This window comes from Roseomonas populi (assembly GCF_024594815.1).
Taxonomy (GTDB): Bacteria; Pseudomonadota; Alphaproteobacteria; order Acetobacterales; family Acetobacteraceae; genus Roseomonas; species Roseomonas populi.
This window is the reverse complement of the sequence record NZ_JANJOU010000009.1, coordinates 62,117-83,808: the sequence shown is the minus strand read 5'-3', so window position 1 is coordinate 83,808 and position 21,692 is coordinate 62,117. Positions and strand designations below refer to the sequence as shown.

Below are 21,692 nucleotides of genomic sequence, written 5' to 3'. Positions count from 1 at the left end.
AAGTCGTGTCCCGGTGACCTGCCCGCTGGGGACGGCTGGCGGCCGGTTCAGGTGAAGTAGAGCACCCGTGCCCCCGGCAGGTGGCGGGCGACGCTGGCCTCGAGTTCCCGGCGCAGATCGGCCATCAACGCCTTGGGGAAGACGTACTTGGCCGAGCCGAACTTCGTCAGCTTCCGGGTCCGCTGCTCCGGGTCCATCTCCAGCTCGCTGCCGGGATACCAGCCCTGCAGGACCTCCCGCGACCCCTCCGTGAAGCGGTGGGTGATGAGCTCGACCGTCAGGTCCGGGTCCGGGGCGCCGTCCAGGGCGGCGGCGCAATCGGCCAGCAGGGCGTCATAAGCCTCCCGCCAGTCCGGCAGGTTGAGGATGGGAGCGACGGTAAGGCCGATGCGGTAGCCGGCCATGGCCGCCCGCCGCATGGCGTGCAGGCGGTTCCGCACGCGCGGCGCTCCGCCCTCGAAGCGCTCCGCCCCGCGCGCGTTGACGGAGAAGCGGATGCGGGTGCGGCGTCCGTGCGGCAGGTCCAGCAGCGGGCCGATGCCGTCGTACTTGGTCGTGAAGCGGAGCTGGGTCTCGGCCTTCCAGCTCCCGAAGAAGCGGATCGTCTCGGCCAGGCTGCCGGTGATGTGCTCGATGCCCAGGGGATCGGTGTAGCAGGAGGCCTCGTAGGTCGTGCCCTCCGCCGCGCGGGCGGCGTTGCGGGAGGTGACCGCGCCCTGGCCGAGCAGGGGCGGCAGGGCGGCCAGGATCTCCGGCAGATTGGCGTAGGCGCGGATGATGGGTGGACCGGCGAGGGAGCCTGCCAGGTAGCAGTAGCTGCAATGGGCCGGGCAGCCCTCGGCGAGGTCGAAGCGCCAGTCGGCGCTGGGCGGGATGGGTTGCGGCTTGCGCCGGCTGGGGGAGGCGACGACGACGGCCATGGTGGTCTTGGCGTCGCGATAGGTGTCGGGCAGGCCGCTCAGGCGATCGGCCTTCAGCCGCACAACCTCGGCGCCCAGGGCGGCGGCGCGCTCCGCCATCGCCTCGCCCTGCGGCCAGCCGAAGGCGGAGGGGGTGATGAGGAGGCGCTTCGGCTTCCACAGCGGGTGGGCGCGGGCGGGCGCTTCCAGCACGTCAGAAGGCATATCGCACCCGGCAATAGGGCATGCGGGCGGCCAGCAGGTCCTTGAAGCGCTGCAGCCAGCGGCCCTTCCAGCCCGTGCGGTAGCGCAGGTTCACCCCGCCGCTCTCGGAGACCTTCTCCTCCTGGATGTCCGGGCGCCAGAGAAGCTCCTCCGCCTTCGGGTGCCAGGCGAGGTTGATCTCGTGCAGCTCCCTGTTGTGGGTGAGCATGATGATCTCGGCCGCGAGTTGGTCCTTCACCGCGGCGGGCAGGATGTCGTCCAACTCCTCAAACAGGGCGCCCCATTCCGCCTCCCACCCCTCGCGCAGGACCACGGGGGAGAAGTTCAGGTGCATCTCGTATCCCGCGCGGTGGAGCTCCGGGATGGCGGCGATGCGCTCGGCCATAGGGGAGGTGCGGACATCCAGCAGCTTGCCCAGGGCGGGTGGCATGAGGGACATGCGGATGCGCGTGCGCCCCTGCGGGTCGTAGTCCAGCAGGTCGCGGTTCACCCATTTGGTGGCGAAGCTGCCCTTGGCGTTCGGCAGGGTGCGGAACAGGGCGATGATGTCGCGCACATTGTCGGAAATGGCGGCGTCCACGGAAAGGTCGCCATTCTCGCCGAGGTCATAGACCCAGTCCTTCGGGTCCACCTGGTTCGGCTCTGCCTTCGGGCCCTGCTTCGCGGCGTGGCGCGCGGTGGCGGCCAGAATGCCCTCGATATTGGCGAAGACGGTGATCGGGTTCGCGTGCCCCTTGCGCCGCGCGACGTAGCAGTAGGCGCAGGCCATGGCGCAGCCATTGGAGGATGAGGGCGCGATGAAGTCCGCGCTGCGGCCGTTGGGGCGGAAGGTCAGGCCCTTCTTCACCCCCAGCACCAGCGCGCTCTTCTTGGCCGCGAGATAGTCGCCGGGATCGCCCTCCCGGAGCTCCGGGATGCGCCAGTGGGATTCCACAGGGATGCGCTCGGCGTCCGGGAAGCGGGCAAGGATCTCCCGGCCGCGTGCCAGGACCTCGGCGGCTGGCTCGACGTAGATCCGGGCGATGTCGAGGGGGAGATCAGCCATCCGGTGGTGATGTGGGGATCGCGGGCGCACCTGCCCAGGTTTGCCCGGACGGCCTGTTGCCGGCGGCGGCGTCCTGGGGCTTCTTGGGGCCGTCTATCGGGAGGGCCACCATGATCATCTGGCGCGGCTGGGGTATTCTGACCGTCGTGATCCTGGCTTTGGTGGGAGGGGGCGCAACCCTGGCCGCCGGCAAGCTCCTGGAATCCTACGGCGCCAATGTCGGCTACGGCTTTGTCCTCGGGCTAGTTGCCGCGGCCACGGCAAACTGGATCGTCGGCAATCGCCTCAACGGCCGCCCGGTGCGGGAACTGGTGGATGCGCAAACCGGGGAGCGCGTGGTTCTTCGCACCTCGCACTCGCTGTTCTTCATCCCGATGCAGTGGTGGTCCGTCCTCATGATCCTCGCGGCGGTGGTCGCCCTCTCGGCCATCCTCTTCGGCCACGACAGCGGGGTGAAGCCGCAGCCCTGGACGGGAATGAAGTGACCGCCCCCGCGATCCGCGCCTCGGCCCGCCGGATCTGGGGCGTGGTGTACCGCCACCTCGCCCTGTTCCGCCGCTCCTGGCCGCGCGTGGTGGAGCTGATGTACTGGCCAGTCCTGCAGATGGTCGTCTGGGGCTTCGTCACCGCCTATGTCGCGGGGGTGCAGCAGAACACGGCGAGCATCGCCGCCGGCGCCCTGCTCGGCGGCGTGCTGCTGTGGGAGGTGGCGCTGCGGAGCCAGATGGGCTTCGCCATTTCCTTCCTGGAGGAGATCTGGTCCCGCAACCTCGGCCACATCTTCGTCTCGCCGCTCCGCCCCTGGGAGCTTGTGGCCGCGCTGGTGGGGATGAGCGCGATCCGTATGCTCGCCGGCGTGCTGCCGGCCGTGCTGCTGGCCTGGCTTCTCTACGGCTTCGGCCTCTTCGCCCTCGGCCCGGTGGTGGTGCTGTTCTTCGCCGCGCTCATGATCATGGGCTGGGCCGTGGCGCTAGGGGTTACCAGCATGATCCTGCGCCACGGCGCGGGGGCGGAGACGCTCGCCTGGTCCGTGCTCTTCGGGATCGCCCCCTTTTCGGCGGTGTTCTATCCCGTCTCCGTGCTGCCGGCCTGGCTGCAGCCCGTGGCCTATGCCATCCCCGCGGCCCATGTGTTCGAGGGGATGCGCGCCGCCCTGTTGGATGGGCGGATCGCCTGGGGGCACCTGGGCCTGGCCTTCGCGCTGGACCTTGTCTGGCTGGGCCTCGGCGCCTGGCTCTTCATGGCTCAGTTTCGGCGTGCGCGGGAACGGGGCGCCCTGCTGAGCATCGGGGAGTAGCCGTGCTGGCGCGGGAAGGGTAAGGCGGGGCCATGCCGGACCCGACCAGGATCTTCCTCATCCGCCACGCCCTGGTGGAGCCCTCCGCACGCCTCACCGTCTATGGCTCGAACGACGTGGCGCTGTGCCAGGAGACGCTGGCCCGGGAGCGGCCCGCCCATGCCTGGCTGGCCGGGCGTCTGCCACCCGAGGCGCGCTGGTACTGCACGCCGCTGGCCCGCACCCGCGCCACCGCCATGGCGGTCTTCGCCGCGGGCTACCCGGAGAGAGAGCTGACGGACCTGCCCCACTTCGTGGAGCAGTACCTCGGCGAATGGCAGGGACTGACGCACGAGCAGTTCACGGCGGCGCTGCGCGACCCGCCCCACCCCTTCTGGAACCACGGCGCGGACGAGCGGCCGCCGGGTGGGGAGAGCCTCTCGGACGTGGTGGCCCGCGTGGGCCCCACGCTGGAAGCGGTGGCGGAGGAAAACGAGGGCGGCGACGCCGTGATCGTCGCCCATGGCGGCTCCATCCGGGCGGCGCTGGCCCATGCCTGTGGCCTCACGCCCTATCAGGCGCTGCAGTTCAGCGTGAAGAACCTCTCCCTCACCCGGCTGGAGAAGGAGAACGGCCATTGGCGCGTGGGCGGGGTGAACGAGGAGCCGCCGATGCCGCAGCCCCCCGGCTGAGGACGGGGGCCAAACCTCCGAAGGGCCGACACGGCGTCGCCCTGGTCTCGCCACGGTTGGCGGTATAGGCTGCCTGTCGCGACAAGGGGTTGGGGGAAGAACTTCATGCGCCGCAAGATCTTCGCGCTCGGTGCCCTGGCCGCCCTGGCCCTCGGCGCCCTGCCGCGCGCCGCCTGGGCGCAGCCGGTGGAGCAGCAGGCGCTGGTGGACAGGGCTACCCTGACCGTGACGGAGATGCTGACCCAGGGAGACCCGAACTCTCTGCACGACGCCACCGGCTCCCTGGCCCGTGCCCGGGCCGTGATCATCTGCCCCCGCATCTTCCGGGCCGGCTTCCTCTTCGGCGGCCAGGGCGGGGATTGCGTGCTGACGGCGCGGGACGGCGCCGGCTCCTGGTCCTCGCCGGCCTTCTACACCATCGGTTCGGCCAGCTTCGGCCTGCAGATCGGCGTGCAGGACATGCAGGTGATGATGATCATCCTGACCGAGCGCGGCCTGAACGCGGTGCTGGACAGCCAGTTCAAGTTCGGCGCGGACGCCGCCATCGCGGTGGCGACCATCGGCGCCGGCATCGCGGGCGCCACCACCGCGGCGGTGGGGGCGGACATCGTGAGCTACGCGCGGGCGCGCGGCCTCTACGCCGGCATCTCGCTGGAGGGCTCGCTCCTCTCCAGCCGGAACGATTTCAACACCGGGTATTACGGACGGTCCGTCGCCTCCCGGAACATCGTGATCGACATGGCCGCCCATAACCCGGCGGCCGATTCGCTGCGCGCGGCGCTGATGCGCTTCAGCGCGCCGGGCGGCGGGATGGCGCCGCCGCCGATGATGGCGCCGCCCCCGGGCCAGATGGGCATGCCCCCGATGCAGCCGGCGCCGAGCGGATCGGTCACGCGGGAGACGCTGCGCTAGCCGGCAGATCTCGTAACCCCGGCGCGGGGGAGGCGAGAATCACCGCCGCCTGCGCCGCGAAGCCGAGGGTGGAGGCGAGAAGGCAGGCCTCCACGCCCCAGCGCGCCGCCAGCAGCGCCCCGAGCGCCGCGCCCAGGGGCCGCGCGCCGTAGGTGGCCGTCATCACCGTGGCCGAGACCCGGCCGAGCATCGCGCCGGGCGTCACCGCCTGCCGCAACGCGGCGGTGTGGATGGTCCAGAGCACCGGCCCCGCCCCGAAGAGGAAGAGGGACACCCCGGCCAGGGCCGGGGAGGGCAGGGCGGCGGTGGCCAGCATCAGCAGGGACGCCAGCAGGGCCGAGAGGGGCCCCACCACGATCAGCGCCCCCAGCGGTGCCCGCGCCGCGAGCCAGGGCGAGGCCAGCGCCCCCGCCACCATCCCGGCGCCGAAGAGACCGAGCGTGAACCCCACCCCCGCCGCGGAGAGGCCGAGGTTCCGCACGGCATGGACCACGAACCCGGCCTGCAGGACGAACCAGGCCGTGTTGAACAGCACCGCCGTGGCGAGGATGGGCCGAAGCAGGGGATGGAGGAGCACGAAGCCGACACCCTCCCGCAGTTCCCGCGCGGGGTGGCGGCGGGCGGGGGCCGCGCGGGGCGGCTCCTTCAGCCCGGCCAGGGGCGCCATGGCGATCAGGGAGAGCCCGATCGCCAGCCCGTAGGCCGGACCGGTTCCCAGCCACCCGATCAGCGCCCCGCCGAGAGCCGGGCCCGCCGCGAAGGCGAGGCTGCGGCCGAGTTCCAGGGACCGGTTCGCCATGGCCAGCCCCGCCCGCGGCACCAGGGCCGGCAGGATGGCGGGCGCCGCAACGCCCTGCGCCACCGTGCCCGCCGCCCCGAGGGCGCCGAGTGCGGCCAGCCCGGCCAGGCCGAGATGCCCCGTGCCCGCGAGAGCGAGGATGGCGAGCAGGGCCGCGGCCCGGAGCGCCTCTGCCCCGATCATCAGGCGCAGGCGGGAGGCGCGGTCGGCCAGCACGCCGGCGGGCAGGGCCAGCAGCAGGAAGGGCAGGGTCTGGGCGGCCTGGAGCCAGCCCGTCTCCTCGGCCCCCGCGCCGAGGGCGAGCACCGCCACCAGCGGCGCGGCCGCCAGCGCGACCTGTTCGGACGCCTGGGCGGCGAGGTTGGAGAGGGCGAGGCGGCGGACGGCGTTCGGCATGGGTCCCCCGTGCCCGATCTGCGCGGGCCGCGCCCCCCGCCCGTTGCGCCGCAATGCCGCCGCTTGCGCCGGGGCGCCGGGGCGTCGCATGAGGGTGAGGACCCCGCCGGAGCACCGCGATGAGCGCCAGGATCATGCTGCTGACCGGCGCTAGCCGGGGCATCGGCCACGCCACGGTGAAGCGCTTCCAGGGGGAGGGGTGGCGCATCCTCACCGTCTCCCGCCAGCCCTTCTCGGAGGAGTGCCGCTGGCCGGGTGCCCGCTGGGGGCATATCCAGGCCGACCTGTCCGACCCCGCCCAGGTCCAGGTGATGATCGAGGATGTCCGTTCCCGCCTGCCCGAGGGAAAGCTGCACGCCCTGGTGAACAATGCCGGCATCTCGCCGAAGGGGGAGGGCGGCTCCCGGCTGGGAGCGCTGGACACGGACCACGCGGCCTGGACCACCGTGTTCAACGTGAACCTCTTCTCCACCGCCGCCCTGGCGCGCGGGCTGTTCCCCGAGTTGAAGGCCGGGGGCGGCAGCATCGTGAACGTCACCTCCATCGTGGGATCGCGGGTGCATCCCTTCGCGGGGGCCGCCTATGCCTGCTCCAAGGCCGCGGCGGCGGCGCTGACACGGGAGCTGGCCTATGAGTTCGGCGCCCACGGGATCCGGGTGAACGCCATCGCCCCCGGGGAGATCGACACGGCCATCCTCTCCCCCGGCACGGAAGACATTGTGGAGCGGCAGATCCCCATGCGGCGGCTGGGCACGGCGGAGGAGGTGGCGGAGACGATCCTGTTCCTCTGCTCCCCGGCCTCCTCCTACGTGAACGGGGCGGAGATCCACATCAACGGCGGGCAGCACGTCTGACACCGGCAGGGATGGCGGCGGCCTTCCCTGGTGTGGCGATCAGAAGAGCGTCCGCGGGCCAGCGGGCGTGTCGATGACGGCCTGGAGGCGAGGCCCGGGCCCGGGCCGCAGAAGCGGTGCGCCGCTCAGGCCGATACCCTGGTGGAGGTCACGCACGCTCGCGGGATCGGGGTGGTCGAGGGTGAAGGAAGCCAGCCGCGCCCCCTGGTCCGGCATGGCCGGCGCCGGGCAGCCGCGCGAGCCCCAATCAATGATGCAGGGCAGGGCGCCACCGGCCGGAAGGGCGCCATCGGGCCGCAGCGCGAAGCGCCAGCGCCGGTCGCCCCGCGAGACGGAGACGGCTTCCCCCAGCAGCGCCCCGCGACGCGCCAGCAAAGGATCGAGATCGCCGGTGCGGGCGACCCAGGCACGAAGGCGGCGCCCCTCCTCCCAGTCGGCGCGCCGGGCGGCGGTGTCGTCCAGCCCGAACCAGCGCGGGCGCCCGGGGGCGGGGGCCGTGGGATCGATGGCGATCACCTCCAGGAAGGCGTCCTCGCCGAGGCGGAGCAGGCGGTTATGGGTGCCCATCTCCGGATGCGCGCCGCCCGGTGCCATCTCGATCCCCAGGCACTCCCGGACATGCGCCACGCCCTCCTCCAGGCCGGGCGCGACGACCACGAGGTGATCGAGAAGGAGCGTCACCCGAGTTGGTCCAGCCCCGCCCGCAGCACCCCATCCGGGTCCTCCACCAGACCTTCCCGGATGAAGAGGTCGATGAGGACGAGGTTCACGTTGAACTTCACGTCGTCCGTGTCCCGTACCCTCTCCAGCACCTTCTGGACCGGCCACAGCTCGAACCGCTCGACCTCGTCGTCATTGGGCTCCGGGATCACGTCCTCGGGCATGTCGAGGTCAAAGAGGTTCAGGATGTCCCGCCGCATCCCCTCCTCGGTCCGCATCACGTAGGAGACGCGGCCGACAAAGCGAGCCTTCACCGCCAGCGAGGCGGGGATGGAGGCCTCCTCCTCCGCCTCCTTGGCCAGGCAGCGGTCCGGGTCCAGCCCGGCGGGGATGCCGCCGGCCACCACGTTGTCCAGCTTGCCCGGCGCGATCGCCTTGTCCTTGGCCCGCCAGCCCACCCAGAGGTGCAGCCCATCCGGCCGGCGCACCAGCCCGTTCACGTGGACGCCCTGGCTGACGATGCCCATGGCCGGCAGCACGCCGCGGTCCACCGTGGCCAGCACCGGGCCGGCGGGATGGGCGCGCACGTCGAACTCCTCCCCCCGGATGCGGCCGAAGCCGGACTTCGCCAGGGCCTGGGCGATTTCCGCCAGGGCGCCGGTGCGGGCGGCCACGCCCCGCAGGCCGGCGGCGAGGGAGACGCCCTCCGGCCCGAAATGGACGAGCTTCGGCAGGAAGGTGAGGGCACGGGCGGCCTCGGCATCCAGCCAGCCCACCTGCTCATCTCCGATTCGGAAGGGCAGGTAGCCAGCGGGGGAGGGGATGTTGTTGCAGGCCGCGATGTGCCGGGCGAAGGGGTTCATGCGTCCATCCTGCCCTGCCCCGCGTGATCCGGCACCCCCGCATGCAACTCTGCGGCTGGCGTCCGGCGAGGGAAGGCCCCATCTCCTTCCGTGAACGCCACCCGCACGGGTCGGCACCGCCATACCGGACCGCCCCGGCGCGCCGCCGGCCCCCAGGCTGAGACCTGCGGGGCCGCCCGAGCCTGCCCCCGCGGCCCGCGCCCCGGAGTTCCCGCGTGCCTGATTCCATGGTCCCTCCCAGTCCGCCCGCCGCGCCGCGCGGCACCTGGCAGACGCTGAAGAGCCTTGCCCCCTATCTCTGGCCGAAGGGGGAGACGGGGCTGCGCGTGCGCGTCGTGGCCGCCCTGGCGCTGCTGCTGGCGGCGAAGGTCGCCAACATCCTCGTGCCCATGGCCTATGCCCGGGCGGTGGACGCGCTGACGCCGCATGTCGGGCAGGGGGCAGCCACGGCCGGGGCGATCATGGCCGTGCCGGTGGCGCTGGTGGTGGGCTACGGCCTGCTGCGCATCGCCTCCTCGGCCTTCGGGGAGCTGCGGGACGCGGTGTTCACGAAGGTGCAGGCCCGGGCGGGCCGGCGGATCGCGCTGCAGGTCTTCACCCACATGCACGCCCTGTCCCTGCGGTTCCACCTGGACCGGCAGACGGGCGGCCTCTCCCGCGTGATCGAGCGGGGGACGCGGGGGATCAACTTTGTCCTCGACTTCATGCTGTTCAACATCATCCCCACCATCGTGGAGATCCTGCTGGTCGCGGTGATCCTGTGGCGGATGTTCAGCTTCTCCTTCGCGGCCGTCACCCTCGGCACCATCGCCCTTTACGTCGCCTTCACCCTCGTCTTCACCAACTGGCGCCTGCAGTTCCGCCGGAAGATGAACGAGACGGACCAGGAGGCGAACACGCGGGCCATCGACAGCCTGCTGAACTACGAGACGGTAAAGTATTTCGGGAACGAGCGGCACGAGGAGCGGCGCTACGACGCCTCCCTCTCTCGCTACGAGCAGTCCTACATCCAATCCGAGGTGTCGCTGAACTGGCTGAACATCGGCCAAGCGGCGATCATCGCCATCGGCCTGACCGCCGTGATGCTCATGGCGGCCCAGGGTGTCGCGCGCGGCACGATGACGGTCGGCGACTTCGTGCTGGTGAACACCTACCTCATCCAGCTCTACCTGCCGCTGAACTTCCTGGGCTTCGTCTATCGCGAGATGAAGCAGGGGCTGGTGGACATGGAGGCCATGTTCACCCTGATGCGGGAGGCCCGCGAGGTGTCCGACCGCCCCGGCGCCCCCGCCCTGCCGCCCGGCCGCGGCGAGGTGCGCTTCGAGGATGTGCGCTTCGGCTATGGCCGCAACCGGGAGATCCTGCACGGCGTGAGCTTCACCGTGCCGCCGGGCCGGATGCTCGCCATCGTCGGGCCCACGGGGGCGGGCAAGTCCACCATCTCCCGCCTGATGTTCCGCTTCTACGACGTGTGGGACGGGCGCGTGATGATCGACGGCGCCGACATCCGCGACGTGACGCAGGAGAGCGTGCGGGCCGCGATCGGCGTGGTGCCGCAGGACACGGTGCTGTTCAACGACACCATCGCCTACAACATCGCCTATGGCCGCCCCGGCGCCAGCCAGGAGGAGATCGAGCAGGCGGCGAGGCTGGCCCAGGTGCACGACTTCGTCATGCGCCTGCCGGAGGGCTACCAGACCCGGGTGGGCGAGCGCGGGCTGAAGCTCTCGGGCGGCGAGAAGCAGCGCGTGGCCATCGCCCGCACCATCCTGAAGGACCCGCGGATCCTGATCCTGGACGAGGCGACGAGCGCGCTGGACACGCGCACGGAGCAGGAGATCCAGTCCGCCCTGCGCGGCGTGGCGCGGGGCCGGACCACGCTGGTGATCGCCCACCGCCTCTCCACCGTGGTGGAGGCGGACGAGATCATCGTCCTCGCCGATGGCCGGATCGCCGAGCGCGGCACCCATGCCCAGCTCGTTGCGGCCGAGGGCATCTATGCCGGCATGTGGCGCCGACAGGCCCAGGCCGTGGCCCTGGCCGAGGCGGCGGCCGCGACGCGGGAGGATGCCGCGCCCGTTCCCAGCCCGGGCTGAGCCCAGCGGGGCGTTTGGCCCTTCCCCCACCGGCCCGGGCGGTTATACCGCCCGGGTCTTACCCTTCCGCCCCCCGCTGACCATCTGGGGGCAACATTTGATAGGAGTGCCCGGGAATGTCCCTGGATCCGAAGGGAATGGCCCCGGAAGACCTGAGCCACGCCGGCTCGGTGACCGACAAGGCCATCGAATACATGATGGAGCAGGGCATCGCCCCGATCTCCATCGCCTCCGCCCTGCTGGGCGGCGCGCTGGGGCTGATGGCGCGGGAAATGGACGACAAGGCGATCGCCAACGTCCTCCGCAGCGCCCTCGGCTCCGTCGAGAGCGGGGAGTTGCAGGCCATGCGGGCCGAGAAGCCCGTCTCCTGACCTGCCACGCCTTTTTCCGTCGGGGTTGACTCCGGGGCGCCCGGAGGCCATACGCGCCCCTCTTATCCGAACACAAACCCGTGCCCCGTGCCCTTCCGCATGGCCGCGCGGCCCGAAGACCCAGGGGTTTCCACCATGTCCCGCCGCTGCGGCATCACCGGCAAGGGCGTCCTGACGGGCAACAACGTCAGCCACGCCAACAACAAGTCCCGCCGGCGCTTCCTGCCGAACCTCCAGCACACCTCCTTCTTCTCGGACGTGCTGGGCACCTCCATCCAGCTTCGCCTCTCCACCCGCGGCATCCGCACGGTTGAGCACAATGGCGGCCTGGACTCCTTCCTGCTCGGCACGCCGGACCGCGCGCTGACGGTCGAGGCGAAGGTGCTGAAGCGCCGCATCGAGAAGGCGCAGGCGAAGAAGGCCGCCGCCTGAGGCGGCTTTCCGCCTGAGGGTATGACGTTTCGCGGCGCGGGGGATCTCCCTCGCGCCGTTGTCATGTCCGGTGTCCGCCCTGCCGTCCATCGGGGCAGGGGCGTTAACCGGACGGCAGGGCCGCCATGCCAGCCTTCCGGCATGGATATTCCCACCATCATCCTCGCGGCCGGCGCCGTGCCGGCCCTCGCCATCCTCGCCTGGCGGCTGCTGGAGCGCGCCTGGAGCGCCGAGGCGCGGGAGGCCCAGGCGGCGCTGCGATTGGACGCGCGGGGCCGCTCCCTCGGCCTCGTCGCGCGGGAGCTCGAGGCCTCCGGGCTCACGCTGCTCGGCCTCGCTGCCCGGATGCCCCAGGAACTGGTGCCCGGCGCCGAGGCGGAGGGGCGCCGCCTGCTCACGCTCGCGGACGAGGTGGCGGACCATCTTGCCGCCGCGCCGGGCCCCCGCAGCCTCAAGGAGTGCCGCCTTCCCCTTGGTCCGCTGCTGCGGGAAGCGGTGGGGAGCGTCAGCCTCTCCCTCGGCGAGGGGGCCCGCTGCTGGCACGTGGCGCCGGAGGCCGAGGAACTGACGGTGCTGGCGGATCGCCGTGCCCTGGGCCGCGTCCTCTCCCAGTCCCTGGCCCGGGCGGCGCGGGAGACCCGGGCCGGGGACCGGATCGCGCTGCGCCTCGTCCGCGCGGCGGAGACGGTGGCGCTGGTGATCGAGGATGAGGGCGCCGGATTCCCCCGGGAAGACCTTTCGGGCGGGGAGGGGACGCGGGGCCTCTCCCTCGGCCTCTCCGCCGCGCGGGAGCTGATGCGGGCGCATGGCGGGGAGCTGACGCTGGAAGCCGCGCCCGGTATCGGCGCGCGCACCTGGCTGACCCTACCCCGCGCGAGGGTGCTGGAGGGTCAGGCGGCGGCCTGATCGGCCCAGCCGAGCACCATCAGCAGCGTTCGCTGCAGGGGAACCATCTGGTTGTCGTCCGAGATCACGGCCACGAGGTCCCGGCCGTTGTGGCGGAAGGCGCTGATCCCCTCCCAGTTATCGCTGGGCAGGGGCGGTTCGAGCTGCGCCACCTCGGTTCCCTGCAGCAGGGTGGGCGCGGCCGGAGGAGGCGGCAGGCGCGCGATGCTTGCACTGAAGCCCTCGGTCCAGGTGAAGTGCCGCTCCAGCACCAGCGCGCCGCCATCCGGCAGGGGGCAGAGGTCGCTGGGGTTATGCCAGGGGCGCGGGCGGTAGGCGAAACGGTGCCACCGCCCGGGGCCGCCGATCCAGGCCATGCGGGCGCCGGGATCCTCCTCCGAGGGAGGCAGGCTCTCGGCTATGACCAGCCAGCGCCCGTCCGCCAGCACGCCCACGGCCTCCAGCGAGCCGTTAGCGGCCGCCGCCTCGATGCCCGGCGGGTTCTGCATCGGCTCGGCGGCTGAATCGAGGTCGCGGTAGCGCCAGATGCGGTGCTCCCGCTCGTACCCGACGAGCCAGGTGCCATCGGGCAGGCGGGCGAGGCTTTCGGCATCGCCCACCATCTCGCGGGGCATGGCGCGGCCGGCCGTGTCGCGCAGCGGGCCGGACCGCGCCGCCTCCAGCCCCAGCGGCGTGCCGTCCGCGGCCAGGACCAGCCGGGCCCGGGCCCAGCGGCTGCGGTCGGAGACCGTGGTGAGGGTCAGGTCCGGGCCGACATGAAGGCCAGAGAGCCCGTCGGCGCCGAGTTGGCCTGCGTCGATCCGCAGCACGCCCAGCGGGCGCAGCGGCAGGTTTGGGCGCTCCGGCGGCAGAGGGACGGGGTAGCTCAGCAGCCCCGGCCGCCCTGCGCAGGCGGCCGCGCCCGTCAACGTGGCCAGGGCCGCGCGGCGGCCGATCCGCCTGTGCCTCAGCCCCGCCAAGTACCCGGCTACCTGGGGCCGGGGGTCACACCATCACCGGAGCGCGCTCGGACGCGGCGCGCTGCCAGGCCATGGCGGCGTCCTCGTCGAACAGCTCGGCCAGCTTCTTCATCATGGTGCCGCCCAGCTCCTCGGCGTCCACGATGGTCACGGCGCGGCGGTAATAGCGGGTCACGTCGTGGCCGATGCCGATCGCGATCAGCTCCACGATGTCTCGGCCCTCGATGTCGTGGATCACCTTGCGCAGGTGCCGCTCCAGGTAGTTGCCGGGGTTCACGGAAAGGGTGCTGTCATCCACCGGCGCGCCGTCCGAGATCACCATCAGGATGCGGCGCTTCTCCGGGCGGGAGAGGAGGCGCTTATAGGCCCAGTCCAGCGCCTCGCCGTCGATGTTCTCCTTCAGCAGCCCCTCGCGGAGCATCAGGCCGAGGTTCTTGCGGGCGCGGCGCCAGGGGGCATCGGCGGCCTTGTAGATCACGTGTCGAAGGTCGTTCAGCCGGCCGGGGTTGCGGGGCTTGCCGTCCTGCACCCAGCGCTCACGGCTCTGGCCGCCCTTCCAGGCGCGGGTGGTGAAGCCCAGGATCTCCACCTTCACCGCGCAGCGCTCCAGCGTGCGGGCCAGGATGTCGCAGCACATGGCGGCCACGGTGATTGGCCGGCCGCGCATGGATCCGGAATTGTCGATCAGCAGGGTCACAACGGTATCGCGGAAATCCGCCTCGCGCTCCCGCTTGTAGGTCAGCGAGTGGGTGGGCGAGGCGACGATGCGGGCGAGGCGCGCCACGTCGAGCAGGCCTTCCTCCAGGTCGAACTCCCAGGCGCGCTGCTGCTGCGCCAGGAGGCGGCGCTGCAGGCGGTTGGCGAGCTTGGAGACCACGCCCTGCAGGTGGGAGAGCTGCTGGTCCAGCTGCTGGCGCAGCCGCGCCAGCTCCTCCGGGTCGCAGAGGTCGTCGGCCGAGACCTCCTCGTCGAACTGCTTGATGTAGGCGCGATAGGCCGAGACATCGTCGGTGACGGGCACTTCCTTGCGCTGCTGCGGGCCGCCCGGGCGGTCCTCGCCCTCGGCGGCGGCGCCGTCCTCCTCCTCGTCCTCGCCGGCCTCTTCCTCGCCGGCCTGGCCCTCGGTCTGCTCGGGCTGGGCGCCCATCAGGCTCTCGGATTCCTGGGGCTTGCTCTCGCCCTCGCCGGACTGGTCCTGGGCGCCGGAGGTCTCGCTGCCCTCATCCTCCTGGTCCTGGGACTCCTCGCTCTCGGCCTCCGCCTCGGCCTCGGCGAGGTCCAGGGCGGCCAGCAGCTTGCGGGCGGCGCGGCCGAAGGCGTCCTGGTCCTCGGCGCTGTTGGCCATCTCGGCCAGGGCTTCGTCGGCACGCGGGCCCAGCGTATCGCGCCACAGGTCGGCCACGCGGCGCGCGGCCTCGGGCACGGGCTCGCCGCTCAGCTTCTCGCGCGCCAGCAGGGACAGCGCCGCCGTCAGCGGCAGCTGGTCCTTGCGGGTCATGCGGTCATAGCCCTCCGCCTCCGCCTGCTCGGCGTAGCGGGCGCGGAGGTTAGCGGCGACGCCGGCCATGTGGCGGCCGCCGACAGCCTCCACCCGGGCCTGCTCCAGGGCGTCAAACACCTCCTTCGCCTCGCGGCGGCCGGGGGTGCGGGCGGAGTGGGTGGCCTCGTCGTGGTGGCGCAGCTTCAGGGCCACGGAATCGGCGGCGCCGCGCAGCTTCGCCATCTCGGTCGGCGGCAGGGCGCGGGTGGGCAGGGGCAGGCGGGCGCGCTTGCCGGCCAGGCCGGAGGGGCCGGGCTGGAAGGCGACCTGCACCTCGGAGGAGCGCGCCATGGCGCGGATGGCGCCGGCGGTGGCCCGCTTGAACTCTTCCTGCCGGGTGGTGTCCTTGTTGCTGCCGCTCATGACGCTTGCCGCTCGGGCGCGGCTCCCTTGCGAAGGGAGGCCTGCCGCGCGGGGCGGGCCTCGATGGCGGAGAGATAGCGGGTGATGCTGGGCCCAGGCTTCAGCAGGCCCCATTGCACGACCCAGGCGAGCAGGCCGCCGAGCTGTATGTCGGCCGCCGTGAACTGTGCCCCGCAGAGCCAGGGGCCCCTTCCCAGCGCGGCCTCGACCCGGGCAACGGCCTCGGGGAAGGGCGGCCAGCCCAGCGCACGGGCCGGGGCTTCCTTCGCGCGGGGGAATGCGGCGTCGGCCATGGCGGGCTCGAGCACGCCGGGGCCGTAGGCCATCCAAAAGGCGTAGGCCGCGCGGCCCGGGGTGCCGATCGCCGGCGCGAGGAGGGATTGCGGCAGGGCATCCGCGACATAGGCGGCGATGGCGGCGGCTTCCGTCACCACCACGCCCTTCCAGTCGCCATCCGGGCCGTGGTCCACCAGGGTGGGCAGCTTCCCGGCCGGGTTCAGGGCCAGGTAGTCCGGTGCCTTGTTGGTCGCGACCTCGATGCTGTGCCAGGACAGCTCGTAATCCGCCCCCGCCTCCTCCAGCAGCCACAGGCTGCCGGCGGAGCGGGAGTTCGGCGCGTGGTGCAGAAGGAAGCGCGCCGCCATGGCGGGATTACCGCTTCACGTAGAGACCCGTCGGGATCTCCTCGTTGAAGCAGCGCTGGTAGTACTCGGCCACGGTGGACCGCTCCGCCTCGTCGCACTTGTTGAGGAAGGAGAGGCGGAAGGCGAAGCCGACATCGCCGAAGATCTTCGCGTTCTCCGCCCAGGTGATGACGGTGCGCGGGGACATGACGGTGGAGATGTCGCCGGCGATGAAGCCCGCGCGGGTCAGGTCGGCCAGGGCCACCATCGCCTCGATCTGCTTACGGCCCTTCGAGTCATTCTCCGCCACGCCCATCTTGGCGGCGACGATGGAGGTCTCCTGCGCGTGGGGCAGGTAGTTCAGGGTGGCCACGATGTTCCAGCGGTCCATCTGGCCCTGATTGATCTGCTGGGTGCCGTGATACAGGCCGGTGGTGTCGCCCAGGCCCACCGTGTTGGCGGTGGCGAAAAGGCGGAAGCCCGGATGCGGGCGGATCACGCGGTTCTGGTCCAGCAGGGTCAGCTTGCCCTCGACCTCCAGCACGCGCTGGATGACGAACATCACGTCCGGGCGGCCGGCGTCGTACTCGTCGAACACCATGGCGCAGGGGTGCTGCAGGGCCCAGGGAAGGATGCCTTCCTTGAACTCCGTCACCTGCTTGCCGTCCTTCAGCACGATCGCGTCCTTGCCGACGAGGTCGATGCGGGAGATGTGGCTGTCCAGGTTCACGCGCAGGCAGGGCCAGTTCAGGCGGGCCGCCACCTGCTCGATATGGGTGGACTTGCCGGTGCCGTGGTAGCCCTGGACCATCACGCGGCGGTTGAACGCGAAGCCCGCGAGGATGGCGAGGGTGGTGTCGCGGTCGAACTTGTAAGTGGGGTCGATCTCCGGCACGTGCTCCGTGCGCGCGGAGAAGCCGGGAACCACAAGGTCGCTCTCGATCCCGAAGACCTCGCGCACGGACACCTTCGTGTCGGGCATGTCGATCGTGGCCGTGGAACGGCTTTCGGAGATGCTGGCGACGTTGCTCATGGACGGGTCCGGTTCCGTGGAAAGGTGATGGGCGGCGGGCCTTTCGGTCTCAGGCCGCCTGGCTCGGCTGCGGGGCAAGCGTCGCGAGGCGCTTGCGGATGAGGCTGTAGGCGCGGTTGATGTCCTTCAACCGCTCCTCGGAGGATTTGTCGCCGCCATTCGCGTCCGGGTGGTAGCGCTTGGCAAGGTCCTTGTAGCGGGCGCGCAGCCCGTCCTCGTCGATGGGCCAGCCGAGGCCGAGGACGTCGAGGGCGGCGCGCAGCTCCGGCGGCGCTTCCCTTGCGGTCTTCTTCGGCGTCGGCTTGGTGTCGGCGAAGAGGCCGAGCGGGTCACGCAGCCCCTCGGGCCCGATATGGGCCTGCCCGCCCAGCCTGCCCAGGGGCCAGGTGGGGCGCTGCCAGCCAGAATCCTCGCGCAGGTTCTTCTCGATCTCCTCCGGGCTCATGCCGCGGTAGAAATCCCAGGCCTGGTTGTAGGCGCGGACGTGCTCCAGGCAGAAATGATAGTAGTCCCGCAGGCGGGAGCGGTCGCGCGGCGCCCGGAACTCGCCGGGAGCCTCGCAGCCGGGGGCCTCGCAGCTCCGGATGGAGCTGCCGGGGGGGACGGTGGATCGGAGTGGTGCGGTGCCGCGTCGGGCCATGATGGGGACCTTATGGGCGCGGACGCCCGCTCGGGCAAGGCACGAAACGTCCCTTCCCATATGCCCTTAACCCATGGAAAATGCCCTTGAATGAGCACCAACAAATGAGCAGCCGCGCAGAGCGCCTCCGCGCCACCCTTCTGCACGCCTTCCCCGGCGCGGAGGTGGCGGTGCAGGACGACAGCCACCGCCATGCCGGCCATGCCGGCGCGCGGCCCGGCGGGGAGACGCACTATTCCGTGCGCGTGGTGGCGCCGGGCTTCGCCGGCATGACCCGCCTGGCCCGATCCCGCGCCGTGCACGCCGCGCTGGAGGCGGAGTTCGGCGGAGGGATGCACGCGCTGGCGCTGGAACTGCGGGCGCCGGGCGAGGCCTGAAACGCCCGCCGCCCTGTCCGGGACGCTGTTCGAGGACGCGGAGCTGGTGCTGCGCGCCCTGCCCGGCGACCCGGCCAAGCCCACCATCGTCACCTTCGGCGACGCGCAGCAGCGGCCCGAGGCCGGTGGGTTCTGGGGCGAGGCGGTGGTGGCGCGGATGGGCTGGCCGGGCTTCGGCTTCGTCGCGCGGCGCCCGAACTGGTTCCCCGCCGCTTCCGTGGAGGCAGCGGCGGGCGCGCTCCGCGGCCGCCTCGGGCCAATTGCGGTCGGCTACGGGTTCAGCATGGGTGGCTACAGCGCGCTGAAGTACGGGCGGCGGCTCGGCCTCAGCCACGCGCTCGCCCTCTCTCCCCAGGCCTCCATCGCGCCGGGGGACGTGCCGCGGGACCACCGCTACCGCGCGTTCTACAGCCCCGCCCTGCACCGGGACATGCGGGTGCGGCCGGGCGACGCGCCGCCGGTGAGCTGGGCGGTGTACGACCCGTTGCAGGGGGATGACGCGGCCAACATCGCCCTGCTGGCGCAGCCCGGGCTGCGGCCGGTCCCGATCCGCGGGATCTATCACGGCACCATCCGCCTTCTGGCCGGGCAGGCGGAGCTGGAGGCCGGGCTGCGCGCACTGCTGGCGGAGGACATGCCGGCCCTCCGCCGCCTGCTCCGGGAGAGGCGCCGGGCCATGCCCGCATCCCGCGGCGTGCTCGGGGCCGCGCGGCTGGGCCAGGGCCGGGTAGCCGCGGGCGAGGCGCTGCTGGAGGTGGCGCGGCAGAAGGGCATGAGCGCGGCGGAGGAGGTGGACGCGCTGGCCCAGGCCGTTGCCGACTGGCAGGTCCACGGTGGTGCCGGGGCTGCCGCCGCGCTCCGGGCGCGCCTGCTGCAACTCCGGGATCTTCCTGCCGGGCGCCCGTACCATGTGCGGGGCAACGCCCTCCTGGCCCTCGGCGCGCCGGAGGAGGCCCTGGACAGCTTCCGCCACGCGGAGGCGGGCGGGGTTGGGCCGATGGCCTTGCGCGGCCAGCGCCGGGCTGCCCGTGCCCTCTGGTTCAGGCGCGCCGGGGCGCTTCGCTGGCCGCTTCGGCCGCTGCTCTGGGCCGCGGCGCTGATTCAGGTGGAGGCGGGGCGGCGTCTCCCGGCTTTCCGCCGGAAGGGGCGCGGCTAGCTCAGCCCGGCCCGAAGCGCCGCGCCAGGATTGGGCTGTCCGGCGCATAGGCGAGGCAGGTGCCGATCATGCGCTTCCGGGCGGCCTCCGCGGCCTCCGGACTCTCTGCCTCCTTGCGGCGGCGGACGGGGTAGATGGTTTGGAAGGCAACGGTCGCCATCTGCGCCAGCATCTCCCGCAGGTGGGTGCAGCCGGCGGAGCCGCCCACCCGCTCCTTCACCGCGCGGGTGAAGCCGGGGCCGATCCGCAGCCCGGCCAAGGCAGCGAAATTGGGCGCGGCCTGCGGGCAGATGGCGTAGGGGGAGAAATCCGTCGCGGCCTCGCAGGCGACGATCGTCAGCTCCTCGTCCACTGTCAGGCGCAGCCACATGCCATGCAGCGGCTCGCCGGGCTCGATGGTGCCGCGGTCCAGGCCGGAGAAGGCGTAGCTCTTCGTGTCCTCCAGGTGCCCCTCGATATCGAAGAGCCCGTCGGTGCGCCGGTAGCCGTGCATGGTGATGGCGCGGCGGTGCAGGGGTTCCCGGTCGGCGGGGGCTGAGAGCGGCATGATGCGGTGCAAAATAGGCGGTGGCCGGGCGATCGGCCAGGGATAGAACGAGAGGGGTGGGTTGCGTCAGGCCGCCCCCTCGTCCCGCAGCAGCGCCTCCACCGCCTCGGGCGGGACATCGGCCGTGGTGAAGGCCTGCCCGGCGCCGCGCAGCAGCACGAAGCGCATGGCGCCATCCCGCACCTTCTTGTCCTTCCTCATGCGCCCGATCAGCGCCTCCGCGGAGAAGACGCGGGGCAGGTCGCTGATCCGGGCGGGCAGGCCCACAGCGGCCAGGTGCTCCATCACCCGCCCCGGCCATTCCTGGGCGCAGTGGCCGAGCCGCGCGGAAAGGGCGGCGGCGAGGCCGAGGCCGACCGCCACCGCCTCCCCGTGCAGAAGGGTGCCGTCGTAGCCGCACTCGGCTTCCAGGGCATGGGCGAAGGTGTGGCCGAGGTTGAGCAGGGCGCGGCCGCCATCCTTCGCCGTCTCGAACTCGTCCTCCACCACCACGCCGGCCTTCAGGCGGCAGGATTCCAGCACGGCGTGGCGCAGCGCCTCCGGGTCGCCGGCCATGGCGGCGGGGCCGCAGGCCTCGCACCATTCCCAGAGCGGGCCCTGGAGAAGGCCGTGCTTCGCCACCTCGCCCCAGCCCGCCCGCAGCTCCCGCGCGGGCAGGGTGCCGAGGGCGCCGGTATCGGCCAGCACGATGCGGGGCTGGTGGAAGGCGCCCGCCAGGTTCTTGCCCGCCCGTAGGTTCACCCCGGTCTTGCCGCCAACGGAACTGTCCACCTGGGCCAGCAGCGTGGTGGGGATCTGAACGAAAGGCAGGCCGCGGAGGGCAACAGCAGCCGCGAAGCCCGCCAGGTCCCCCACCACCCCGCCGCCGAGGGCGATGATGGTGGTGCCGCGATCGGCGCCGGCGGCCAGGACCTGCTCCAGCACCTCCTCCAGCATCTCCATGCGCTTGGAGCCCTCGCCGGGGGGCACCGTCACCTCCGCGCGGATGTCGAAGCCGCCCTCCTCCAGCCCGGCCCGCAGGGTGGCGCCGTGCAGGGCATGGACGATGGCGTCGGAGACGACTGCGACCCGGCGTGTGGGCAGGTGGGGCGAGAGCAGGCCGCCGGCCCGGGCCAGCAGCCCGCTGCCGACCACCACCTCATAGGGATTCGTGGAGAGCGCGACGGGCAGGCGCGCCGGGCGCTGCCAGCCGGTGATGGCGCGCTCCGCCCGAACCGTCGTCACCTCCGGAGTGTCCTCGCCGCAGTCGATGGCGAGGTCGGCCTCGGCATAGAAGGGGTAGCGGGCGGCCATGAGGCCGCGCAGCACCTCCTCCGGATCCCGCCCGATGAAGAGGGGGCGGTTGCTGCGCCCGGCGATGCGGCGCTTCAGCACGGGGATATCCGCCCGGATCCAGAGGGTGACGGCCCCGGCCTCCCGCAGCGCCCGGCGGGTGCGGGGATCGACATAGGCGCCGCCGCCGGTGGCGAGAACCACGGGCGGGCCGGCGGCGATGCGGGCGATCACCCGGCGCTCCCCATCGCGGAAATGGGCTTCGCCGTAGCGGGCGAAGATTTCGGCCACCGTCAGGCCGGCGGCGTTCTCGATCTCCGTGTCCGCGTCCAGGAAGGGCAGGCCGAGCCGCGCGGCGAGGCGGCGGCCGACGGCGGACTTCCCCGCGCCGGGCATGCCGACGAGCACGATGCTCCGCCCGGGCGGCGGCGGCGCGGCGGGGATGGGGGGCGCTTCGGCGGCCTTCTCGGGGGCCGGTTGGGAAACGAGGGGATCGGCGAGGTTGCGTGACACGGCGCGCAACGCTAGCACACCCCCGCCGCCGCGTCCTCCGGGTGGCCCACAGCCCGGTCGCCGCGTTTTGGGGAAGCCGATTACCTGATGTTCCGACGCCCCCTCCTGCTCCTCGTGCTGCTTCTGCTCGGCGCCCTGATCGCGGCGCTGCTGGCCGTGGGTGCCTTCCCGCCCGGCGTCTCGCAGGAGCCGGTGGAGCGCGTGCTGCCGAACGAGCGCTTCGGCACCCGCTAGCCCCCGGCC

24 protein-coding genes are annotated in these 21,692 nt (G+C 72.3%); 12 read left to right on the top strand and 12 right to left on the bottom strand.

The genetic code is table 11. From position 1 onward, the window contains the following. Nucleotides 1–47: 47 nt before the first annotated feature. Nucleotides 48–1,124, bottom strand: coding sequence for an SPL family radical SAM protein (locus tag NRP21_RS12705; protein ID WP_257716573.1), 1,077 nt, complete (start codon nucleotides 1,122–1,124; stop codon nucleotides 48–50). Next, nucleotides 1,114–2,169, bottom strand: a complete 1,056-nt coding sequence (locus NRP21_RS12700; protein WP_257716572.1) for a spore photoproduct lyase family protein — start codon at nucleotides 2,167–2,169, stop codon at nucleotides 1,114–1,116. The genes NRP21_RS12705 and NRP21_RS12700 overlap by 11 nt, the downstream gene beginning before the upstream one ends. A gap of 110 nt (nucleotides 2,170–2,279) precedes the next feature. Here NRP21_RS12700 and NRP21_RS12695 point away from each other — a divergent pair, with 110 nt between their 5' ends. The 4 genes from NRP21_RS12695 to NRP21_RS12680 all read left to right on the top strand — a co-directional run bounded on the left by NRP21_RS12695 (nucleotide 2,280) and on the right by NRP21_RS12680 (nucleotide 5,049). Then, a complete protein-coding gene (locus NRP21_RS12695) occupies nucleotides 2,280–2,654 on the top strand; it encodes a hypothetical protein (protein ID WP_257716571.1) in 375 nt (124 codons plus the stop codon). Further along, nucleotides 2,651–3,466 carry an ABC transporter permease gene (locus tag NRP21_RS12690; protein ID WP_408639620.1) on the top strand — a complete coding sequence of 272 codons (816 nt, stop codon included), beginning with the start codon at nucleotides 2,651–2,653 and terminating at the stop codon, nucleotides 3,464–3,466. Before NRP21_RS12695 ends, NRP21_RS12690 begins: the two co-directional genes overlap by 4 nt. A gap of 32 nt (nucleotides 3,467–3,498) precedes the next feature. Next, nucleotides 3,499–4,137 carry a histidine phosphatase family protein gene (locus NRP21_RS12685; RefSeq protein WP_257716570.1) on the top strand — a complete coding sequence of 213 codons (639 nt, stop codon included), beginning with the start codon at nucleotides 3,499–3,501 and terminating at the stop codon, nucleotides 4,135–4,137. Between the two features lie 105 nt (nucleotides 4,138–4,242). Beyond that, nucleotides 4,243–5,049: a lipid-binding SYLF domain-containing protein gene (locus tag NRP21_RS12680; RefSeq protein ID WP_257716569.1), complete on the top strand. Its 807-nt coding sequence runs from the start codon at nucleotides 4,243–4,245 to the stop codon at nucleotides 5,047–5,049. Here NRP21_RS12680 and NRP21_RS12675 read toward each other — a convergent pair. Continuing rightward, on the bottom strand, nucleotides 5,027–6,244 hold the full coding sequence (locus tag NRP21_RS12675; protein WP_257716568.1) for an MFS transporter: 1,218 nt from the start codon (nucleotides 6,242–6,244) through the stop codon (nucleotides 5,027–5,029). The two genes, NRP21_RS12680 and NRP21_RS12675, sit on opposite strands and share 23 nt — an antisense overlap. A gap of 119 nt (nucleotides 6,245–6,363) precedes the next feature. Here NRP21_RS12675 and NRP21_RS12670 point away from each other — a divergent pair, with 119 nt between their 5' ends. Beyond that, the gene (locus tag NRP21_RS12670) at nucleotides 6,364–7,098 is read left to right on the top strand and encodes an SDR family NAD(P)-dependent oxidoreductase (RefSeq protein WP_257716567.1); all 735 of its coding nucleotides are present in this window, start codon (nucleotides 6,364–6,366) and stop codon (nucleotides 7,096–7,098) included. 39 nt (nucleotides 7,099–7,137) lie between these two features. Here the strand turns inward: NRP21_RS12670 and NRP21_RS12665 are convergent, their stop codons facing one another. Further along, nucleotides 7,138–7,779, bottom strand: coding sequence for a VOC family protein (locus tag NRP21_RS12665; protein WP_257716566.1), 642 nt, complete (start codon nucleotides 7,777–7,779; stop codon nucleotides 7,138–7,140). Then, nucleotides 7,776–8,621 carry an NUDIX hydrolase gene (locus tag NRP21_RS12660; RefSeq protein WP_257716565.1) on the bottom strand — a complete coding sequence of 282 codons (846 nt, stop codon included), beginning with the start codon at nucleotides 8,619–8,621 and terminating at the stop codon, nucleotides 7,776–7,778. The genes NRP21_RS12665 and NRP21_RS12660 overlap by 4 nt, the downstream gene beginning before the upstream one ends. Before the next feature lie 227 nt (nucleotides 8,622–8,848). Here NRP21_RS12660 and NRP21_RS12655 point away from each other — a divergent pair, with 227 nt between their 5' ends. The 4 genes from NRP21_RS12655 to NRP21_RS12640 all read left to right on the top strand — a co-directional run bounded on the left by NRP21_RS12655 (nucleotide 8,849) and on the right by NRP21_RS12640 (nucleotide 12,426). Further along, nucleotides 8,849–10,717, top strand: a complete 1,869-nt coding sequence (locus NRP21_RS12655) for an ABCB family ABC transporter ATP-binding protein/permease (protein WP_257716725.1) — start codon at nucleotides 8,849–8,851, stop codon at nucleotides 10,715–10,717. Nucleotides 10,718–10,833: 116 nt separating this feature from the next. Next, the gene (locus NRP21_RS12650) at nucleotides 10,834–11,088 is read left to right on the top strand and encodes a hypothetical protein (protein ID WP_257716564.1); all 255 of its coding nucleotides are present in this window, start codon (nucleotides 10,834–10,836) and stop codon (nucleotides 11,086–11,088) included. Nucleotides 11,089–11,223: 135 nt separating this feature from the next. Next, nucleotides 11,224–11,520, top strand: coding sequence for a 50S ribosomal protein L28 (gene rpmB / locus NRP21_RS12645; RefSeq protein WP_257716563.1), 297 nt, complete (start codon nucleotides 11,224–11,226; stop codon nucleotides 11,518–11,520). A gap of 141 nt (nucleotides 11,521–11,661) precedes the next feature. Next, nucleotides 11,662–12,426: a sensor histidine kinase gene (locus tag NRP21_RS12640; protein WP_257716562.1), complete on the top strand. Its 765-nt coding sequence runs from the start codon at nucleotides 11,662–11,664 to the stop codon at nucleotides 12,424–12,426. Here the strand turns inward: NRP21_RS12640 and NRP21_RS12635 are convergent. Genes NRP21_RS12635 through NRP21_RS12615 form a run of 5 tightly spaced genes read right to left on the bottom strand, consistent with a single transcriptional unit; the run spans nucleotide 12,411 to nucleotide 17,584 of the window. Next, nucleotides 12,411–13,385: an esterase-like activity of phytase family protein gene (locus NRP21_RS12635; protein WP_257716561.1), complete on the bottom strand. Its 975-nt coding sequence runs from the start codon at nucleotides 13,383–13,385 to the stop codon at nucleotides 12,411–12,413. The genes NRP21_RS12640 and NRP21_RS12635 overlap by 16 nt on opposite strands. Nucleotides 13,386–13,410: 25 nt before the next feature. After that, nucleotides 13,411–15,288: a cobaltochelatase subunit CobT gene (gene cobT, locus NRP21_RS12630; RefSeq protein ID WP_257716560.1), complete on the bottom strand. Its 1,878-nt coding sequence runs from the start codon at nucleotides 15,286–15,288 to the stop codon at nucleotides 13,411–13,413. Further along, the gene (locus NRP21_RS12625) at nucleotides 15,285–15,932 is read right to left on the bottom strand and encodes a glutathione S-transferase family protein (RefSeq protein ID WP_257716559.1); all 648 of its coding nucleotides are present in this window, start codon (nucleotides 15,930–15,932) and stop codon (nucleotides 15,285–15,287) included. Before NRP21_RS12625 ends, cobT begins: the two co-directional genes overlap by 4 nt. 7 nt (nucleotides 15,933–15,939) lie before the next feature. Continuing rightward, complete coding sequence (gene cobS / locus NRP21_RS12620; RefSeq protein WP_257716558.1) at nucleotides 15,940–16,944, bottom strand: cobaltochelatase subunit CobS; 1,005 nt, start codon at nucleotides 16,942–16,944, stop codon at nucleotides 15,940–15,942. A 49-nt stretch (nucleotides 16,945–16,993) separates the two neighbouring features. Further along, nucleotides 16,994–17,584 carry a J domain-containing protein gene (locus tag NRP21_RS12615; protein WP_257716557.1) on the bottom strand — a complete coding sequence of 197 codons (591 nt, stop codon included), beginning with the start codon at nucleotides 17,582–17,584 and terminating at the stop codon, nucleotides 16,994–16,996. A gap of 104 nt (nucleotides 17,585–17,688) precedes the next feature. Here NRP21_RS12615 and NRP21_RS12610 point away from each other — a divergent pair, with 104 nt between their 5' ends. Beyond that, complete coding sequence (locus NRP21_RS12610; protein ID WP_257716556.1) at nucleotides 17,689–17,961, top strand: BolA family protein; 273 nt, start codon at nucleotides 17,689–17,691, stop codon at nucleotides 17,959–17,961. A 46-nt stretch (nucleotides 17,962–18,007) separates the two neighbouring features. Beyond that, complete coding sequence (locus NRP21_RS12605; RefSeq protein WP_257716555.1) at nucleotides 18,008–19,117, top strand: hypothetical protein; 1,110 nt, start codon at nucleotides 18,008–18,010, stop codon at nucleotides 19,115–19,117. Between the two features lies 1 nt (nucleotide 19,118). On the opposite strand, the gene NRP21_RS12600 is transcribed toward NRP21_RS12605, so the two are convergent. Both NRP21_RS12600 and aroB read right to left on the bottom strand, forming a co-directional pair. Next, the gene (locus NRP21_RS12600; RefSeq protein WP_257716554.1) at nucleotides 19,119–19,664 is read right to left on the bottom strand and encodes a DUF2889 domain-containing protein; all 546 of its coding nucleotides are present in this window, start codon (nucleotides 19,662–19,664) and stop codon (nucleotides 19,119–19,121) included. A gap of 66 nt (nucleotides 19,665–19,730) precedes the next feature. Then, nucleotides 19,731–21,449, bottom strand: coding sequence for a 3-dehydroquinate synthase (gene aroB / locus NRP21_RS12595; RefSeq protein WP_257716724.1), 1,719 nt, complete (start codon nucleotides 21,447–21,449; stop codon nucleotides 19,731–19,733). A gap of 87 nt (nucleotides 21,450–21,536) precedes the next feature. On the opposite strand from aroB, the gene NRP21_RS12590 reads away from it, so the two are divergent. Then, complete coding sequence (locus NRP21_RS12590; protein ID WP_257716553.1) at nucleotides 21,537–21,683, top strand: hypothetical protein; 147 nt, start codon at nucleotides 21,537–21,539, stop codon at nucleotides 21,681–21,683. Nucleotides 21,684–21,692: the final 9 nt, after the last annotated feature.

What these genes read in the sequence shown, in the direction of transcription:
- NRP21_RS12705 (WP_257716573.1), bottom strand. Translation starts at nt 1,124, where the DNA reads ATGCCTTCTGACGTGCTGGAAGCGCCCGCCCGCGCCCACCCGCTGTGG.
- NRP21_RS12700 (WP_257716572.1), bottom strand. Translation starts at nt 2,169, where the DNA reads ATGGCTGATCTCCCCCTCGACATCGCCCGGATCTACGTCGAGCCAGCC.
- NRP21_RS12695 (WP_257716571.1), top strand. Translation starts at nt 2,280, where the DNA reads ATGATCATCTGGCGCGGCTGGGGTATTCTGACCGTCGTGATCCTGGCT.
- NRP21_RS12685 (WP_257716570.1), top strand. Translation starts at nt 3,499, where the DNA reads ATGCCGGACCCGACCAGGATCTTCCTCATCCGCCACGCCCTGGTGGAG.
- NRP21_RS12680 (WP_257716569.1), top strand. Translation starts at nt 4,243, where the DNA reads ATGCGCCGCAAGATCTTCGCGCTCGGTGCCCTGGCCGCCCTGGCCCTC.
- NRP21_RS12675 (WP_257716568.1), bottom strand. Translation starts at nt 6,244, where the DNA reads ATGCCGAACGCCGTCCGCCGCCTCGCCCTCTCCAACCTCGCCGCCCAG.
- NRP21_RS12670 (WP_257716567.1), top strand. Translation starts at nt 6,364, where the DNA reads ATGAGCGCCAGGATCATGCTGCTGACCGGCGCTAGCCGGGGCATCGGC.
- NRP21_RS12660 (WP_257716565.1), bottom strand. Translation starts at nt 8,621, where the DNA reads ATGAACCCCTTCGCCCGGCACATCGCGGCCTGCAACAACATCCCCTCC.
- NRP21_RS12655 (WP_257716725.1), top strand. Translation starts at nt 8,849, where the DNA reads ATGGTCCCTCCCAGTCCGCCCGCCGCGCCGCGCGGCACCTGGCAGACG.
- NRP21_RS12650 (WP_257716564.1), top strand. Translation starts at nt 10,834, where the DNA reads ATGTCCCTGGATCCGAAGGGAATGGCCCCGGAAGACCTGAGCCACGCC.
- rpmB (WP_257716563.1), top strand. Translation starts at nt 11,224, where the DNA reads ATGTCCCGCCGCTGCGGCATCACCGGCAAGGGCGTCCTGACGGGCAAC.
- NRP21_RS12640 (WP_257716562.1), top strand. Translation starts at nt 11,662, where the DNA reads ATGGATATTCCCACCATCATCCTCGCGGCCGGCGCCGTGCCGGCCCTC.
- cobT (WP_257716560.1), bottom strand. Translation starts at nt 15,288, where the DNA reads ATGAGCGGCAGCAACAAGGACACCACCCGGCAGGAAGAGTTCAAGCGG.
- NRP21_RS12625 (WP_257716559.1), bottom strand. Translation starts at nt 15,932, where the DNA reads ATGGCGGCGCGCTTCCTTCTGCACCACGCGCCGAACTCCCGCTCCGCC.
- cobS (WP_257716558.1), bottom strand. Translation starts at nt 16,944, where the DNA reads ATGAGCAACGTCGCCAGCATCTCCGAAAGCCGTTCCACGGCCACGATC.
- NRP21_RS12615 (WP_257716557.1), bottom strand. Translation starts at nt 17,584, where the DNA reads ATGGCCCGACGCGGCACCGCACCACTCCGATCCACCGTCCCCCCCGGC.
- NRP21_RS12610 (WP_257716556.1), top strand. Translation starts at nt 17,689, where the DNA reads ATGAGCAGCCGCGCAGAGCGCCTCCGCGCCACCCTTCTGCACGCCTTC.
- NRP21_RS12600 (WP_257716554.1), bottom strand. Translation starts at nt 19,664, where the DNA reads ATGCCGCTCTCAGCCCCCGCCGACCGGGAACCCCTGCACCGCCGCGCC.
- NRP21_RS12590 (WP_257716553.1), top strand. Translation starts at nt 21,537, where the DNA reads ATGTTCCGACGCCCCCTCCTGCTCCTCGTGCTGCTTCTGCTCGGCGCC.